The organism is Streptomyces sp. NPDC058291, from assembly GCF_042880855.1.
In the GTDB taxonomy this organism is placed as follows: Bacteria; Actinomycetota; Actinomycetes; order Streptomycetales; family Streptomycetaceae; genus Streptomyces.
In genome coordinates this window covers 47,112-62,200 of record NZ_JBHVYK010000019.1, presented here as the reverse complement: position 1 = coordinate 62,200, position 15,089 = coordinate 47,112, and the positions used below count along the sequence as shown (strand labels likewise).

The following is a 15,089-nucleotide window of genomic DNA, read 5'->3' as shown; positions in this document are numbered from 1 at the left end:
ATCAGCGCTCACCCTGCCCGTCACCTGTCCTGCGACCGCGGCCGGTTGACGGGCCTCCCACGCCCTGGTGCCGCTACACGGACTCCAGCACCATCGCGTTGGCGAGCCCGCCCGCCTCGCACATGGTCTGCAGGGCGCCGCGGGCCCGCATCGCGTGGACCAGCGTCGTCGTCAGACGGGTGCCGCTCGCGCCGAGGGGGTGTCCGAGCGCGATCGCGCCGCCGTGCACATTGACCTTGGCGAGGTCGGCCCCGGTCTCCTGCCGCCATCCCTTTCCGCCGGAACCGCCCCCGCCGCCGCACCCGGCCACCAGAACCGCCGCGCACAGCGCCGCCGCCGTGTCCCTGATCCGCACTCGCTGACTCCCCGATCCCGACGCTCTCGACGTCGGTCGATTGGATCAGCCGGCAGGACGAACCGCAGGGATTCGACCGGAACTACGACAACCGACCCGGCGGGTGATGATGAACCGGTCCTGGCGTCACACGCGCGCAGGCCGTCGCGCACACGCCTGCGGTCGCGCCCACACCTGGGCTCACGCGCACACCTCGGCTCACGCGTACACGTCCAGCCGCCCGCACATGCCGAATTTCCCGTGGACGGACGGCTCCTCGGCCCGCACGACGGCCTCGGCGAGGTGGGAGACATCCCCGTCCGCGAGCCGGTCGAGCTGCTCCCCGGTGGCCTCCGCGGCCGCGCGCGCGCCCTGCGCCCAACGCTCGCGCCACTCGGCCAGCCGGGGCCGCACCAACGCGGCGGCGGCCCGGTGGAAGGCGGCCAGGGCCGCTCCGGGGTCGGGCGCCTCGCGCAGCGCCCGACAGCCCTCCAGCGCGAGGTCGCGCCGGGCGCGGGCGACGCGCTCCTGCTCCTCGCGGGGGGCGTCGGCGGGGATAGCGGTCGCGGCGGCGTACGCGTCGGGGTCGGCGAGGTGCTCCGGCGGCAGGGTGAGCACCGCGTCGCCCGCCTCCGGCAGCCCGCCGTTCTGCATCAGGACGGTGATGCGCAGATCGCCCTCGTTGACCAGCCGGTGGACGGCGCCCGGCGTGAACCAGGCGACGGTGCCGGGCGCGAGGGGCGTGACCCGGTGGCCGGCGGCCGTCAGGGTGTGCACCGCTCCGCGTCCATGGGTGACCACGTACCCCTCCGAACAGGCCAGGTGCACATGGGGGGTTCCGCCGTGCAGTCCGTCGGCGGCGGGCCAGTCGTACACGCACAGGTGCGAGACGGCGACCCCGCCGGGCAGTCCCCCGTAGGCGCTCACCACGGGTGCGTCCGCAGGTATTCGGCGATCTCGCCGCGTCCCCAGGCGCCGTCGGCCACGACCACCCGGTAGCGACGGGTCAGCGTGTCGCCGGGAGCGAGCTCCAGTTCGTCGAAGAAGGCCCAGGACGGGGCGATCCCCGCGAAGGGCTCGTTGCGCACGAACCAGTGGGCCGGGTGGGCCCCTCGGGCGCCGGCGTGGTCGTTCTCGGGGGCGTGCGCGAAGACGACGGTGGCATGGCCGTCGGAGCCGTCGTGTTCGCCGGCGAGGGCGAGCCAGGAGCTCTGCGAGGCCATCAGTCCGGGCCCCTCGCCTTCGGGGCCGATGATCCGGCCGTCCCGGAAGGCGCGCGGGCCGCGCCAGAACAGGCCCGTGTAGCCGGCCATCTCCCGCCCGGCGGTGGTCGGGCTGCCGAAGCGCAGCGGTTCGTCCCGGCGGTTGGTGACGGCGCTGGTCCAGGTCAGCGCCCAGGAACCGGAGTCGGGTTCGACGTCGCGCACCTCGATGCGCCGCGTCTCCTCGGCCCACAGCTCGCCGCCGGACGGATGCCAGGTCAGGCGTTCCGCGATGACGGCACGGCCGGCGCCCGCCGCGACCTCGTCGAAGCCGGCGTGCGCCATCGAACCGACCCGCTCGGGGAGTTCCCGATAACCCTCGCCGTGGACATAGGAGTTGCCGCCCCACAGATTGGCGCCCGAGAGGTGGGAGGCGGTCAGCGACAGTCCCTTGTGCCAGCGGTGGTCGTTGGGCCGGTAGTCGGTGACCACGTTCCCGGCGAGGGTCCGCAGCGGGTGGATGTACGGCTTGGGCGCCTCCCAGGCCGCCTCGGGCCGGTACACGTAGGCGAGCAGTTCCACGCCGGTGGCCGCGTCGGTCACCGTGACGCGGTCGCCGTGGGCGTGGACCAGACGCAGTTCGCCGCTCATGCCGGGACCTCCACGGACCCGGTCGCCGGCGCCCAGCCGGGGGCGCCGCCGTGCAGGGCCGTGTAGTAGGGGTCGCCGGGACCGATCTCGCCCCGCCGCACCGTGGCGTCCGTGAACGCCGACTTGTACAGCGCGGTGATCAGTTCCAGGCTGGTGCGCCCGTCCGCGCCGCTGCTGCGCGGCCGTCGGCCCGCGCGCATGCTCGCGATCAGCTCGCGCAGCTGGGCCAGGTGCGAACTGGGGACGTCCGCGCCGAAGTCCCGCCAGCGCGCCGCCTCGTCGTCCGGAACGCCCGGGGCGGGGGTGAGGCTCCAGTCGGCGTTGGAGTGGCCGTACAGGTGGGTGAGTTCGACGGTGGCCCGTTCGCAGTCGACACGGATGCGGCTGACCTCGTCGGGGCTCAGGACGCTGTTGACGATCGTGGCCAGGGCGCCGCTCTCGAAGCGGAGCAGCGCGGTGGACACGTCCTCCGTCTCGACGTCGTGCACGAGCCGGCCGGCCATCGCGCGCACCTCGCTCCACGGGCCGAGGAGATCGAGCAGCAGGTCCATCTGGTGGATGCCGTGGCCCATCGCGGGACCGCCGCCCTCGGTCTGCCAGCGACCGCGCCAGGGCACGGCGTAGTAGGCCGTGTCGCGGTACCAGGTGGTCTGGCAGTGCGCGACCAGAGGCCGGCCGAGGGCCTGTTCGGCGAGCAGCCGGCGCACGTGCCCGGCTCCCGATCCGAAGCGGTGCTGGAAGACGATCGAGGAGTAGGGGCCGTTCGGCGTCCCCTCCTCGGACGCCACGGCGTCGTAGTCGGCCAGGGTGGGCACGGGCGGTTTCTCGCACCACACCCACGCCCCGGCCCGCAGCGCGGCCACGCTCTGTTCGCGGTGCAGCGTGGGCGGTGTGCAGATGGTCACCAGGTCGGGTCGCTGCTCCGCCAGCATCCGCTCCAGGTCGGTGTAGGCGTGCAGCACTCCGCCTTCCGCGCAGATCGCCGCGACGGCGTCGGCATCGATGTCGACGGCTGCCACGACCTCGGTCTCGCCCTCGGCGGCGAGCTGCCGCAGGGCCGGCAGATGGGAGCCGCGGGCGATGGCGCCCGCTCCGACGACGGCGGCCCGGATCCGGCGGCCGTCGAGCGGAGCGGGCGGCGGAGTGGATGGGGACATGGGCGTGATCAGCACTCCTCCGACGTACGGCCGTGGACCGGGCGGGTCCGGCAAGCGTGCGGGAAGCGCGCGGCGTGTCTGCCGCACCGTACAGCAAGCGCTTTCCCGTCGGCAGCAACGTATGCGGCGGCCAGGCAGCCGGTCAACCGTCCCGTCGTCCTCGCGTGCGCCCGGGAAGACGCCAGGTCGCGCCGCCCGCCGGGCCCCCGCCAAACCCCTGTGCGGGACCTGACACACCGGACCGCTACGCTTCCTTTGCACACCCTTGATCATTGGGCGCGGCCGCCTGCCGTCGCCGTGGCACCTCTCCGATCGGCACTTGGACTCCGTAACCCCATGTCTTGGTTTGAATCCCTCGTCCTCGGACTCGTCCAGGGGCTGACCGAGTTCCTCCCCGTCTCCTCCAGCGCGCATCTGCGGCTGACCGCCGCCTTCTCGGGCTGGGAGGACCCGGGCGCGGCCTTCACGGCGATCACCCAGATCGGCACGGAGGCCGCGGTGCTGATCTACTTCCGCAAGGACATCGGGCGGATCATCGCGGCCTGGAGCCGGTCGCTGTTCGACAAGACGATGCGCAAGGACCACGACGCCCAGATGGGCTGGCTGGTGATCGTCGGCTCGATCCCGATCGGCCTGCTGGGCGTGACCCTCAAGGACCAGATCGAGGGCCCCTTCCGCGACCTGCGGATCACGGCCACGATGCTCGTCGTCGTCGGGGTGGTGATCGGCGTCGCCGACCGGCTCGCGGCCCGCGACGAGACGGGCGGGAAGCACCGCGCGCCCAAGCAGCGCAAGACCCTGGAGAACCTGGGCGTCAAGGACGGCCTGATCTTCGGTCTCTGCCAGGCCTGTGCGCTCGTCCCCGGCGTCTCGCGCTCCGGCGCGACCATCAGCGGCGGTCTGTTCATGGGCTACAAGCGCGAGGCGGCGGCCCGTTACTCGTTCCTGCTGGCCGTCCCGGCCGTGCTGGCCTCCGGGGTCTTCGAGACGAAGGACGCGCTGGAGGGCGGTCATGTGGCGTGGGGTCCGACGCTGTTCGCGACCGTGATCGCCTTCGCCACGGGCTATGCGGTCATCGCCTGGTTCATGAAGTTCATCAGCACCAAGTCCTTCATGCCGTTCGTCTACTACCGGGTCGCCCTAGGCGTCGTGATCATCGCCCTGGTCGTGACCGGGGCCCTGAGCCCGCACGCGGCGGAGTCGGCCGGCTGAGCCGGCCCCTGCGGCGACGTGGCGGCCGGGCGAGGCCGTGAGGGGCGCTGCGGGGCCGGTGACGACCGTGGGAACCGGCCACTCCTCACCGACCAGGGGCTGCCACAGGCGCATCGGCTGGCGGCCGCTGTCGACGAGGCCGTCTCCCGGGGCTTGGCCCGCTCGATGCCCGCGCCGCCCCGCACGGCCGGCGCCGGGCCCAACCCGCCGCGGGGAACGCGCGGTTGATCGATCAGCCGTGACCAACCCCATAGCGGCGCGCGTAGCCGTCCGGTAGCGCAGTGTCAGTGCGTGCGCCTAGGCTTGGCGCATGTCCCCCTCCTCTGTCGCCTCTGGTTCCGTGCGGTCCGCTGCCGAGTTGAACGAGCGGATCCGCGCGCTCTGGCTGCGCGCGGGCGGGTCGCTGTCGGCCCAGGAGCGGGCCGAGTACGAACTGCTGGTGGTGGCGTGGGCCGCGGCGATGCGCGGTGAGGTGGTCGCGGCGGCCTGACGCCGCGCGCGAGGCGCCGACATGCCTTTCGCGCCGGGCGCGAGCCGTCCTACCGTGGCGCCGTGACTGTTCAGGTGATCGTTCTCAACGGTGGTTCCAGCTCGGGGAAGTCCGGCATCGTGCGATGCCTGCAGGCGGTCCTGCCGGGTACGTGGCTGGCTCTCGGGGTCGACGCGTTCGTCGACGCGCTGCCCGCGAAGATGCGGGGGTCGGACGAGGGGATCACGTTCGCGGCGGACGGCGGGGTGAGCGTCGGAGCGGAGTTCCGGGCGCTGGACGCGGCCTGGGCGCAGGGGGTCGCCGCGATGGCCCGGGCCGGCGCCAGGATCGTCGTCGACGACGTGTTCCTCGGCGGACCGGCCTCCCAGCGGCGGTGGCGGGACGCCCTGGACGGGCTGCGGGTGCTGTGGGTCGGCGTCAGGTGTGACGAGGCGGTCGCCGCGGGCCGTGAGATCGCCCGCGGGGACCGGGTCCCGGGGACGGCCGCCGCACAGGCGCACGCGGTGCACGAGGGGGTCGTCTACGACCTGGAGGTGGACACCACCCGGACCGAGTCCCTGGTGTGTGCGCGGGCCGTCGCGGCCCACGTCGGCTGACCGCCCGCCCGGCCCGGACCGCGGCAGCCCGGACCGCGGCAGCCCGGACGGCGGCAGCCCGGACGGCGGCGGGCAGGACGGCGGCGGGCAGGACGGCGGCGGGCCGGCCACGCGTGAGGCCGTGGAGCTCCCGTGTCAGCCCCGCCTCCGACGCCGCCCTGGACGCCGATCGCCGCACGGAGCTTGGCTCTGCACCCGCCATGCCCAACACTCGGGCCATGACGCAGCGTGTGGAGCTCGCCGCCGTGATGGACCGGCTGGCCGTGGACGAGTTGATCACCGATTACGCCGTGGCGGTCGACGACGGCGACTGGCCGGCCTACCGGCGCCTGTTCACGGACGACGGACGCGCCGACTACCGGTCCGCCGGCGGCATCGAGGGCGAGGCGGTGAACGTCGCCTCGTGGCTCGCGGACTCCCTGCAGTCGTTCGCGATGCGGCAGCACCTCATCGTCAACCGCCGGGTGCGGTTCGGCGTCCTGGACCAGGACACGGGCGACACCGCCCGGGTGCAGGCCGACTACGTCAACCCGATGCGCCTGGCCGCCGGGCGGGACGGCGACACGGCCGACGCGCCCGACTTCGTCTGCGGCGGCCGGTACTCCTTCGATCTGCTGCGGACGCACGACGGCTGGCGCGTGCGCGAGGTCGTCGTGCGCGAGAAGTGGCGGCGGCTGCCCGGCTGACGCGGACGCCGTCGGGAGCCGGGCGGGACACGCCCTGTCGGAGATCGTCGGCGGCGCGCACACTGAAGCGACCCAACCCGGGTAGGGAGGAGCCGTATGAAGAGGTTCGGACTCTGGCTCACCTCCCCCTGGCGGCGTACGACCGTCGCGGCTCTCGCGGGCGCGCTGCCCGTGCTCGCCTTCCCGGCCCCCGCCCTGTGGTGGTGGGCCTATCTCGCGCTCGTCCCCTGGATCCTGCTGGCCCGCTCCGCTCCCACCGGGCGACGGGCCGCGTACGACGGCTGGGCCGGCGGGTTCGGCTTCATGCTGGCCATGCACCACTGGCTGCTGCCGGACCTGCATGTGTTCACCCTCGTCCTGGCCGCGCTGCTGGGCGGGCTGTGGGCGCCGTGGGCGTGGCTGGTGCGCCGCTTCCTCGCCGCGGCCGAGGCCCCCACCCGGGGCCGGGTCCTCGCCGCGCTCCTGGTCCTGCCCTCGGCCTGGCTCGCCGTCGAACTCGTCCGGTCCTGGCAGGGGTTGGGCGGGCCGTGGGGCGTGCTGGGAGCCAGTCAGTGGCAGGTGGAGCCCGCTCTGCGGCTCGCCTCCGTCGGCGGGGTGTGGCTGCTCAGCTTCCTGGTGGTGGCGGTCAACGTGGCCGCCGCCGTCCTGGTCGCGCTTCCCGCCTCCCGGGCGCCCGCCGTCGCCGGGCTGGTCGCGACCGCCGCCACGGCCTCGGCCGCGTGGGCGTGGGCGCCGCGTCCCGACGCCGACGGGCAGACCCGGATCGCCGTGGTCCAGCCCGGCGTGATCGACGGACCCGACCTGCGCTTCGACCGCGAGGAGGAGCTGACCCGGCGCCTGGTCGGGCAGAACGTCGATCTGATCGTGTGGGGCGAGAGCAGCGTCGGCTACGACCTCGCCGAGCGACCCGACCTCGCCCGGCGCATCGCCGAGTCGGCGAGGGCGACGGGCGCCGACATCCTCGTCAACGTCGACGCCCGGCGCTCCGACCGGCCCGGCATCTACAAGAGTTCGATCCTCGTCGGCGCCGGCGGCCCGACCGGCGATCGGTACGACAAGATGCGGCTGGTGCCGTTCGGCGAGTACATACCGGCCCGTTCGCTGCTCGGCTGGGCCACGTCGGTCGGCAGGGCGGCCGGCGAGGACCGGCGGCGCGGCACGGAACAGGTGCTGATGGACGCCGGTCACGGGGAGCGGTTCGGGCCCATGGTGTGCTTCGAGACGGCCTTCCCGGACATGAGCCGGCATCTCGTCGAGGACGGCGCCGACCTGCTGGTCGGCCAGTCGTCGACCTCGTCCTTCCAGCGGAGCTGGGCGCCGGCGCAGCACGCCTCGCTGGGCGCGCTGCGCGCCGCGGAGACCGGCCGGCCCTTCGTCCACGCCACGCTCACCGGCGAGTCCGCGGTGTACGACGCGAGCGGCCGACGGCTCGGCTCGTGGCTGGGGGCCGACGCGAGCACGGCGGCCGTCTACGACGTGCCGCTCGCCGACGGCGTCACCCTGTACGTCCGCTACGGCGACTGGGTCGTCCACGCGGCGCTGCTGGTGCTCGTGGCCCTGGGGCTCACCGAGGGCGCGCGGGCGGTCAGGCTGCGGCGGACCGCTCCAGCACCGCTCGGACCACCCGCTCGCACAGTTCGTGAGTCGCCAGCGCGTCCCGGGCGCTGAGCACCCTGCCCGCCCGCACGGCGTCGAGGAAGACGAGGACGGCCTGCTCGATGCCGCGCTGGCGGGCCACCGGCACCCAGTCGCCGCGCCGCCGCACCGTCGGCTGCCCCTTGTGGTCGACGATCTCGGCGAGGTTGATCACCTGGCGCTTGGTGTCCTGCCCGGACACCTCCAGGATCTCCTCGTTCGAACCGCTGAGCCGGTTCATCACGCCGAGCGCGGTGAAGCCGTCGCCGGCGAGCTGGAGCACCACATGGTGCAGCAGGCCGTCCTCGACGCGGGCGCGGACGGTCACGTCGTCGACCGGACCGGGCGCCAGGAAGCGCAGCGTGTCCACGACGTGGATGAAGTCGTCGAGGATCATCGTGCGCGGTTCCTCGGGCAGTCCGATCCGGTTCTTCTGCAGGAGGATCAGTTCGCGCGGATGGTCGGCGCACTGCGCGTAGCCGGGCGCGAGACGCCGGTTGAAGCCCACCGCCAGCGAGGTGCCGCGGGCCTCCGCGAGCGTCACCAGCCGCTCGGAGTCGGCGAGTTCGTAGGCGAGGGGCTTGTCCACGTACGTCGGGACGCCCGCCTCCAGCAGCCGGGTCACGATCTCGGGGTGGACGGCGGTGGGCGCGTGCACGAAGACGGCGTCCACACCGGCGGCGAGGAGGGCGTCGAGGTCGCGGTGGCGCTGCTCGCGGGGCAGCCGCAGGCCGTCGGCGACCCGGTCGAGGGTGGCCGGGGTGCGGGTCTGCAGGTGGAGCTCGACGCCTGGCAGCGCGCCCAGCACGGGCAGGTACGCCTTCTGTGCGATGTCGCCGAGTCCGACGCAGCCGACCTTCACGGGCGCTCCCTCACTGCTTGCCTGCCTGCTCCGCAGCATACGGCCCCGCCGCCGGGCGGCGGCCGGCCGCCCCTGGCGCGCGGCGCCGCGCACCGCGGCCCGGCCCAGGCCGTCCCGCCCGGCGGAAAACCCGTGGTGGGCGGGGCGACGAGACGTCACCATGCGGACATGACGACACCGCGCACCGAACCCGCCCAGAACGCCGACGAACGCACGATGCTGGAAGGCTGGCTGGACCACCACCGGCAGACGCTGGCGCACAAGTGCGAGGGCCTCACCGACGCCCAGCTGCGCACCGCCTCCGTACCGCCCTCCGACCTGTCCCTGATGGGGCTGGTGCGGCATATGGCCGACGTGGAGCGCAGCTGGTTCCGCAGGGTTCTCGTCGGCGACGGCGCCGGGCCCCTCTACTACAGCGACGCGGACCCGGACGGCGAGTTCCACCTCACCGACGAGGACACCTGGGCGCAGGCGTACGCCACGTGGCAGGGCGAGATCGAGGTGGCCCGGCGGTACGCGGCCGGCTTGGCCCTGGACGACCTGTCGCGCGGCACGAGCAAGTTCACCGACGAGCCGTTCAGCCTGCGCTGGATCTACACGCACATGATCGAGGAGTACGCCCGCCACAACGGCCACGCCGACCTGATCCGCGAGCGGATCGACGGTTCCACCGGGGACTGACGGCGCGCGACCGCCGGGGACGGCCGCCTGCCGGCCCGGACCCCTGGACGGCCCCGGGCCTGCGACGGGGGCCGGGGCGGCGACCGGGGCGGGCCTGCCGTCAGCATGGACGGGCTCCCGCCCTCCGTAGGGGGTACGGGATCACCCGTGCGGGGCAACCTCCGCCCGTGAGCTGTCGCGCGGGCGGCCGCAACCACCAGAGTGGCGCGGGTGCATCGAACGACGACTACCGCGACGCTCCTGGTCACCGTGGCCTTTACGGCCCTGTCCGGCTGCGTGACCGTCCAGCGTCCGCCCGTGCCCGGTCCGGCCGCCGCGCCCTCCGAGGCGTCCGTGCCGCAGCCGGACGGGCGGGCCGGGACGCAGATCGTGCAGGCCCCGGTCCGGGAGGCGCTGGAGATGGCCGAGCCGTCCCGGGAGGGGAAGCGGCCGGGGGCGGTGCGGCGGCGCGGGACGGCGGAGGAACCGCCGGCCGGAGGGCCGCCGTCGTCCGGTTCGCGTCCGCAGGGCCGGCCGGCCCGCCCACAGGGGCGGGGGGACGCGCAGCCGCGCGTGGACATCCAGGACGTTCAGGACGCGGTGCGCGGCAAGGCCGACGTGTGCGCTCTCGGCAGGAAGTACGGCGCCTGGCAGGGGGACAGCCCGGAGGCGGCCGTCTGCGAGCAGGCCTACGGGCGCTGATCGTGACCCGGTCCGTACGAGGACGCCGGCCCGCCGTGCCGCTGCCCGCTCTCACCGCTCCCGCCTCCACTCCCCCTCGCCGAGGCGCAGCTCCATCCTGCTGATCGCCGCCCGCACCGTGTCCCCGTAGCTGTCGTCGCCCAGTGCGGCGGCCGCTCTGCGTGCCCGGCGCACCTGGGAGCGGGCGGCGTCGGCTCGCCCGAGCTTGACGTAGTCGGCCGCGAGGTTGAGGTGGAGGGACGGGAAGAGCGCCCTCGCCTCGGCCGACCCCTCGCGCTGCGCGGCTCCCTCGTGCGCCTGAGCCCGGCCGTCGTGCTCCTGCGCCGCCGTCAGGGCGCGCAGGTCCCACGCCAGTTCGTCCGAGGGGTCGTCGTGGGTGTCGGCGAGATAGTGGGCGAGGGTGCAGCGGTGCAGCGGGTCGCCCTCCTCGCCGATCTCCGTCCACAGGTCGAGGAGCCGGCGGCGGGCCTCTTCGCGGTCTCCCCCGTGGTGCAGCATCACGACCTGCCCGATCCGCGTCAGCAGGGTGTCCGGCGTCGTCCGGCCCTGTCGCTCCGCCACCCTCGGCCTCCTTGCGTCGTTGCGACGACGCTAGCGGCAGAGGCGGGTGATCACGGTCAGGCGGCACCGGGCCGGTCCCCGCGGGAACCGGCCCGGCGGCAGACCGCGGTCGAGCCGCCGGGCCGGACCGGGCCGGTCGGGCGCGCCGGACCGGGCGGCCCGGGGCGGGTCAGGCCAGGTTCGGGATGGTCCAGTCGATCGGCTCGTGGCCCTGCTGGGCCACCGCCGCGTCGATCTGGGTGAAGGGGCGGGAGCCGAAGAACTTCTTCGCCGAGAGCGGCGAAGGGTGCGCGCCCTTGACCACGATGTGCCGCGACTCGTCGATGAGCGGCAGCTTCTTCTGCGCGTAGTTGCCCCACAGCACGAAGACCGCCGGGTCGGGCCGGTCGGCCACCGCGCGGATCACCGCGTCGGTGAACTTCTCCCAGCCCTTGCCCTTGTGCGAGTTGGCCTCGCCGGAGCGGACCGTGAGGACCGCGTTGAGCAGCAGGACGCCCTGCTGCGCCCACGGCATCAGGTAGCCGTTGTCCGGGACGGGCGTGCCCAGCTCCGCGTGCATCTCCTTGTAGATGTTGCGCAGGGACGGCGGAATCTTCACCCCGGGCCGCACCGAGAAGCACAGGCCGTGCCCCTGGCCTTCGCCGTGGTACGGGTCCTGGCCGAGGACGAGCACCTTCACCCGCTCGTACGGCGTCGCGTCGAGCGCGGCGAACACCTCCTCGCGCGGAGGATAGACGGGGCCCCTCGCCCGCTCCTCCTCGACGAACTCCGTCAGCTCCTTGAAGTAGGGCTGCTGCAGTTCGTCGCCCAGAACCCCGCGCCAGGACTCGGGCAGCATGGCGATGTCGGTCACGTCAACGTCCTCCGATGTGCGGTCGCTTCAGATCACAGAACCTACAGGCGACCACTGACAACCCGTCCGGCGGACCGTCCCCGGGCTGCCCTACCAGCTGGTCTTCCGCGACAGCTCCCACACCATCATGATCGTCGAGGGGTCCAGGGCGCGCTCTCCGCCCGAGACGTCCTCGGACGAGGCGATGTACTGCTTGCCCTGCCACAGCGGCAGCAGCCGGGCGTCCCGGACGAGGATCTGCTGGGCCGCCTCGAAGTCCTTCGCCACGTCGGCGCGGTCGCTCTCCCGGCGGGAGTGGGGCAGCAGCACCTGCGTGATCTTCTTCTCCGGGTAGGGCGTGCCCAGCGCGTTCTGCTCGCCGACGAACGGGGCGACGAAGTTGTCGGGGTCGGGGAAGTCGGGGGCCCAGCCGCGCCCGAACACCGGGTACTCCCCCTTCTGGTAGCCGACCACGTAGTCGTTCCAGGGGCGGCTCTTCAGCGTGACCGAGAACAGGCCCGACGCCTCCAGCTGGCTCTTGATCTCCTTGAACTCCAGCGCGGTGTCGGAGCCGTAGCGGTCGGTGGTGTACCAGAGGGTGAGCGGCACGGTCTCGGTGATGCCGCCCTCGGTGAGGATCTTGCGGGCCTTGGCGGTGTCGGGGTCGCCGAAGGAGTCGAAGAAGCCGGTGGTGTGGCCGGTCAGCCCGGTCGGGACCATCGAGTACAGGGGGTCGACGGTGTCCTTGTAGACCTTGTGGGCGATCGCGGCCCGGTCGATGATCTGGGCCACGGCCCGGCGCACGGGCAGCTTGTCCGACCAGGGGTCCTTGGGGTTGAAGACCAGGTAGTTGATGTTGGTGGCGGCGCCCTCGACGAGCTGCAGGTCCTCGTTCGCGGCGCCCTTGCCCTCCAGCTCGACGATGTCGTCGGCGGCCAGGCCCTGGTAGGTGATGTCGATGTCCTTGGCGCGCAGGGCCTTGACCATGGCGCCGGAGTCCTGGAAGTAGCGGATGGTCACCGCGTCGTTCTTGCGCTCGGCCAGGCCCTTGTAGTGGTCGTTGCGCACGAGGACGGACTGCTTGCCCTGCTGGTAGGACTGGAGCCGGTAGGGCCCGGAGCCGACGATGCCGTCGTCCTTGCGCAGGGACTTCGCGGGGTAGTCGTCGGGGTCGACGACCGACAGGCCGGGGGTGGCGAGCACGAACGGGAAGGTGGCGTCGGCCTTGTTCAGCCGGAAGACCACCTCGTGGTCGCCCTTCGTCTCGACGCTGTCCAGGCTGCCGAGCAGTCCGTTGGGGCCGGTGGGGGCGTTGATCGTGCGGATCCGGTCGATCGAGTACTTCACGGCCTTCGCGTCGAGCGCGTCGCCGTTGGAGAACGTGAGTCCGTCGCGCAGCTCGCACGTGTAGGTGCGGCTCGTGCCGTCCGTGAACTCACAGGACTCGGCGGCGTCCGGCTGCGGGGCCGTCGTGCCGTTCGGGTAGCTCAGCAGCGTCTGGTAGATGTTGCGGAACAGTTCCCAGGAGCCGTCCCAGGCGGCCGCGGGATCCAGTGTGCTGGGAGCGCTGGTGGTGCCCACGACGATCGGCCCGGCGTCGTCGGAGCCCTCCTCCCCGAGGAGGCCGCACCCGGCCACCAGGGATATGGACACGATCGCCGCCATCCGCTGCAAGGATCGGTTCCGGTTGAACACGCGCACGCTCCTCGATCTGCCATGCCAAGGGTTGGCAGACCATACCGCAGCGCCAGGCGGCCTGAACCCGCGCCCGTAGGGCGTTCTTGATCACTCTGGGTATGACGACGTTGTCATCCCTGTGTCCGAGGTGGACATGTCCCCTCATGCGACGACATGAGCGCCGTTTCCGTCAGGGAAACGGCGCTCGTGGAAGCGGTCGTCGCACAGCGGCCCGGGCCGGTTCGGCCCGGGCCGGCCGGACTCAGCCCACGCCCGCGTTGAGGAAGATGCCTCCGTCGACGACGAGCGTCTGGCCGGTGATCCAGTCCGACTGCTCCGAGGTCAGGAAGGCGGCCGTGCCGCCGATGTCGGAGGGCACGCCGAGCCGGGCCAGCGGGTAGGCCGCGGCCGCCTCCTCCTCCCGGCCCTCGTACAGGGCCTGGGCGAACTTGGTCTTCACCACGGCCGGGGCGATGGCGTTGACCCGCACGCGCGGCGCGTACTCGTGCGCCAGTTGCACGGTCAGGTTGATCATCGCGGCCTTGCTGATGCCGTACGCGCCGATGAACGGCGAGGCCGACAGGCCCGCGACGGAGGCGATGTTGACGATCGCTCCGCCGTTCTCCTTCTGCCAGGCGTGCCAGGTCCGCTGCGCGAAGCCGAGCGCGGAGACCACGTTGGTCTCGAAGACCTTGCGCGCCACGTTCAGGTCCAGGTCGGCGATCGGCCCGAACACCGGGTTGGTGCCGGCGTTGTTGACCAGGAAGTCGACGCGGCCGAAGGCCTCCATCGTGCGCTGCACGGCGGCGGCCTGGTGCTCCTCGTCGTGCGCCTTGCCGGCGACGCCGATGACCCGGTCGGCGCCGAGCTGCTCGACGGCCTCCTTCAGGGCGTCCTCGCCCCGGCCGGTGATGCACACCCGGTCGCCGCGGGCGACGAGCGCCTCGGCGACGCCGTAGCCGATGCCTCGGCTGGCGCCCGTGACGAGGGCGACCTTGCCGGAGAGTTCGGGCAGTTCAGTCATGTTCGTGATCCCCAGGGTCCTTGGCGGCGGTTAGTCGAGCGGTCCGCCGGCGACGTACAGCACCTGGCCGGAGACGAAGCCGGCGGCCTCGTTCGTGAAGAAGGCGATCGCGTTGGCGATGTCGTCGGGCTCGCCGACGCGCGCGACCGGGATCTGGGTCGCGGCCGCGGCCTTGAACTCCTCGAAGCCCATGCCGACGCGGGCGGCGGTGGCGGCGGTCATGTCCGTGGCGATGAAGCCGGGGGCGACGGCGTTGGCGGTGATGCCGAACTTGCCGAGCTCGATGGCGAGGGTCTTGGTGAAGCCCTGCAGACCGGCCTTGGCCGCCGAGTAGTTGGCCTGGCCGCGGTTGCCGAGCGCCGAGGAGGACGACAGGTTGACGACACGGCCGAAGCCGGCGTCGACCATGTGCTTCTGGACGGCCTTGGTCATGAGGAACGACCCGCGCAGGTGCACGTTCAGGACGGTGTCCCAGTCGGCGGCGCTCATCTTGAACAGCAGGTTGTCGCGGAGCACGCCCGCGTTGTTCACGAGGATCGTCGGCGCGCCGAGCTCCTCGACGACCCGGGCGATCGCCGCCTCGACCTGGGCCTCGTCGGAGACGTCGGCGCCGATGGCGACGGCCTTGCCGCCGGCCGCGGTGATCTTCTCGACGGTGTCCTTGCAGGCGGCCTCGTCGAGGTCGACGACCGCGACCGCGCGGCCCTCGGCGGCCAGCCGTACGGCGGTGGCGGCTCCGATGCCCCGCGCCGCGCCCGTGACTACCGCGACCCGCTGCTCAGTGGTGGACATTGCTGGTTCTCCTCGC

General features: G+C 73.0%; 16 protein-coding genes and 1 pseudogene. 7 read left to right on the top strand and 10 right to left on the bottom strand.

What is annotated here, in order from left to right; genetic code table 11:
• Positions 1 to 73: 73 nt before the first annotated feature.
• The 4 genes and pseudogenes from ACFVYK_RS12680 to ACFVYK_RS12665 form a co-directional block, all read right to left on the bottom strand.
• Positions 74 to 268 (bottom strand): annotated as a pseudogene (locus ACFVYK_RS12680) (steroid 3-ketoacyl-CoA thiolase); the annotation flags it as partial.
• A gap of 285 nt (positions 269 to 553) precedes the next feature.
• Positions 554 to 1,264: a cupin domain-containing protein gene (locus tag ACFVYK_RS12675; RefSeq protein ID WP_389772237.1), complete on the bottom strand. Its 711-nt coding sequence runs from the start codon at positions 1,262 to 1,264 to the stop codon at positions 554 to 556.
• Complete coding sequence (locus tag ACFVYK_RS12670) at positions 1,258 to 2,187, bottom strand: PmoA family protein (protein ID WP_389772235.1); 930 nt, start codon at positions 2,185 to 2,187, stop codon at positions 1,258 to 1,260. The genes ACFVYK_RS12675 and ACFVYK_RS12670 overlap by 7 nt, the downstream gene beginning before the upstream one ends.
• Positions 2,184 to 3,344, bottom strand: a complete 1,161-nt coding sequence (locus ACFVYK_RS12665) for a Gfo/Idh/MocA family protein (RefSeq protein ID WP_389772232.1) — start codon at positions 3,342 to 3,344, stop codon at positions 2,184 to 2,186. The genes ACFVYK_RS12670 and ACFVYK_RS12665 overlap by 4 nt, the downstream gene beginning before the upstream one ends.
• 336 nt (positions 3,345 to 3,680) lie before the next feature.
• On the opposite strand from ACFVYK_RS12665, the gene ACFVYK_RS12660 reads away from it, so the two are divergent.
• The 5 genes from ACFVYK_RS12660 to lnt all read left to right on the top strand — a co-directional run bounded on the left by ACFVYK_RS12660 (position 3,681) and on the right by lnt (position 7,996).
• Complete coding sequence (locus tag ACFVYK_RS12660; RefSeq protein ID WP_389772230.1) at positions 3,681 to 4,556, top strand: undecaprenyl-diphosphate phosphatase; 876 nt, start codon at positions 3,681 to 3,683, stop codon at positions 4,554 to 4,556.
• A gap of 310 nt (positions 4,557 to 4,866) precedes the next feature.
• Positions 4,867 to 5,046: a hypothetical protein gene (locus ACFVYK_RS12655; protein WP_389772227.1), complete on the top strand. Its 180-nt coding sequence runs from the start codon at positions 4,867 to 4,869 to the stop codon at positions 5,044 to 5,046.
• 62 nt (positions 5,047 to 5,108) lie between these two features.
• Complete coding sequence (gene cpt / locus ACFVYK_RS12650; protein ID WP_389772225.1) at positions 5,109 to 5,642, top strand: chloramphenicol phosphotransferase CPT; 534 nt, start codon at positions 5,109 to 5,111, stop codon at positions 5,640 to 5,642.
• Between the two features lie 218 nt (positions 5,643 to 5,860).
• The gene (locus tag ACFVYK_RS12645; RefSeq protein ID WP_389772222.1) at positions 5,861 to 6,328 is read left to right on the top strand and encodes a nuclear transport factor 2 family protein; all 468 of its coding nucleotides are present in this window, start codon (positions 5,861 to 5,863) and stop codon (positions 6,326 to 6,328) included.
• Between the two features lie 96 nt (positions 6,329 to 6,424).
• Positions 6,425 to 7,996: an apolipoprotein N-acyltransferase gene (gene lnt, locus ACFVYK_RS12640; RefSeq protein ID WP_389772219.1), complete on the top strand. Its 1,572-nt coding sequence runs from the start codon at positions 6,425 to 6,427 to the stop codon at positions 7,994 to 7,996.
• Here lnt and ACFVYK_RS12635 read toward each other — a convergent pair.
• The gene (locus tag ACFVYK_RS12635; protein ID WP_389772216.1) at positions 7,914 to 8,825 is read right to left on the bottom strand and encodes a Gfo/Idh/MocA family protein; all 912 of its coding nucleotides are present in this window, start codon (positions 8,823 to 8,825) and stop codon (positions 7,914 to 7,916) included. The two genes, lnt and ACFVYK_RS12635, sit on opposite strands and share 83 nt — an antisense overlap.
• 168 nt (positions 8,826 to 8,993) lie before the next feature.
• Between ACFVYK_RS12635 and ACFVYK_RS12630 the strand changes: the two genes are divergently transcribed.
• A complete protein-coding gene (locus ACFVYK_RS12630) occupies positions 8,994 to 9,506 on the top strand; it encodes a DinB family protein (RefSeq protein ID WP_389772214.1) in 513 nt (170 codons plus the stop codon).
• A 210-nt stretch (positions 9,507 to 9,716) separates the two neighbouring features.
• Positions 9,717 to 10,187, top strand: a complete 471-nt coding sequence (locus ACFVYK_RS12625; protein WP_389772212.1) for a hypothetical protein — start codon at positions 9,717 to 9,719, stop codon at positions 10,185 to 10,187.
• Between the two features lie 51 nt (positions 10,188 to 10,238).
• Here ACFVYK_RS12625 and ACFVYK_RS12620 read toward each other — a convergent pair whose 3' ends face one another.
• From ACFVYK_RS12620 to fabG, 5 genes are all read right to left on the bottom strand, one after another.
• Positions 10,239 to 10,748 carry a hypothetical protein gene (locus ACFVYK_RS12620; RefSeq protein ID WP_389772209.1) on the bottom strand — a complete coding sequence of 170 codons (510 nt, stop codon included), beginning with the start codon at positions 10,746 to 10,748 and terminating at the stop codon, positions 10,239 to 10,241.
• Positions 10,749 to 10,917: 169 nt separating this feature from the next.
• Complete coding sequence (gene ung, locus ACFVYK_RS12615; RefSeq protein ID WP_389772208.1) at positions 10,918 to 11,601, bottom strand: uracil-DNA glycosylase; 684 nt, start codon at positions 11,599 to 11,601, stop codon at positions 10,918 to 10,920.
• Between the two features lie 90 nt (positions 11,602 to 11,691).
• Complete coding sequence (locus tag ACFVYK_RS12610) at positions 11,692 to 13,275, bottom strand: ABC transporter substrate-binding protein (protein WP_389772206.1); 1,584 nt, start codon at positions 13,273 to 13,275, stop codon at positions 11,692 to 11,694.
• 244 nt (positions 13,276 to 13,519) lie between these two features.
• A complete protein-coding gene (locus ACFVYK_RS12605; RefSeq protein WP_389772204.1) occupies positions 13,520 to 14,281 on the bottom strand; it encodes an SDR family oxidoreductase in 762 nt (253 codons plus the stop codon).
• Between the two features lie 30 nt (positions 14,282 to 14,311).
• Positions 14,312 to 15,073 (bottom strand): 3-oxoacyl-ACP reductase FabG, encoded by a 762-nt coding sequence (gene fabG / locus ACFVYK_RS12600; protein ID WP_389772202.1) that lies wholly within the window; start codon positions 15,071 to 15,073, stop codon positions 14,312 to 14,314.
• Between the last annotated feature and the right edge of the window lie 16 nt (positions 15,074 to 15,089).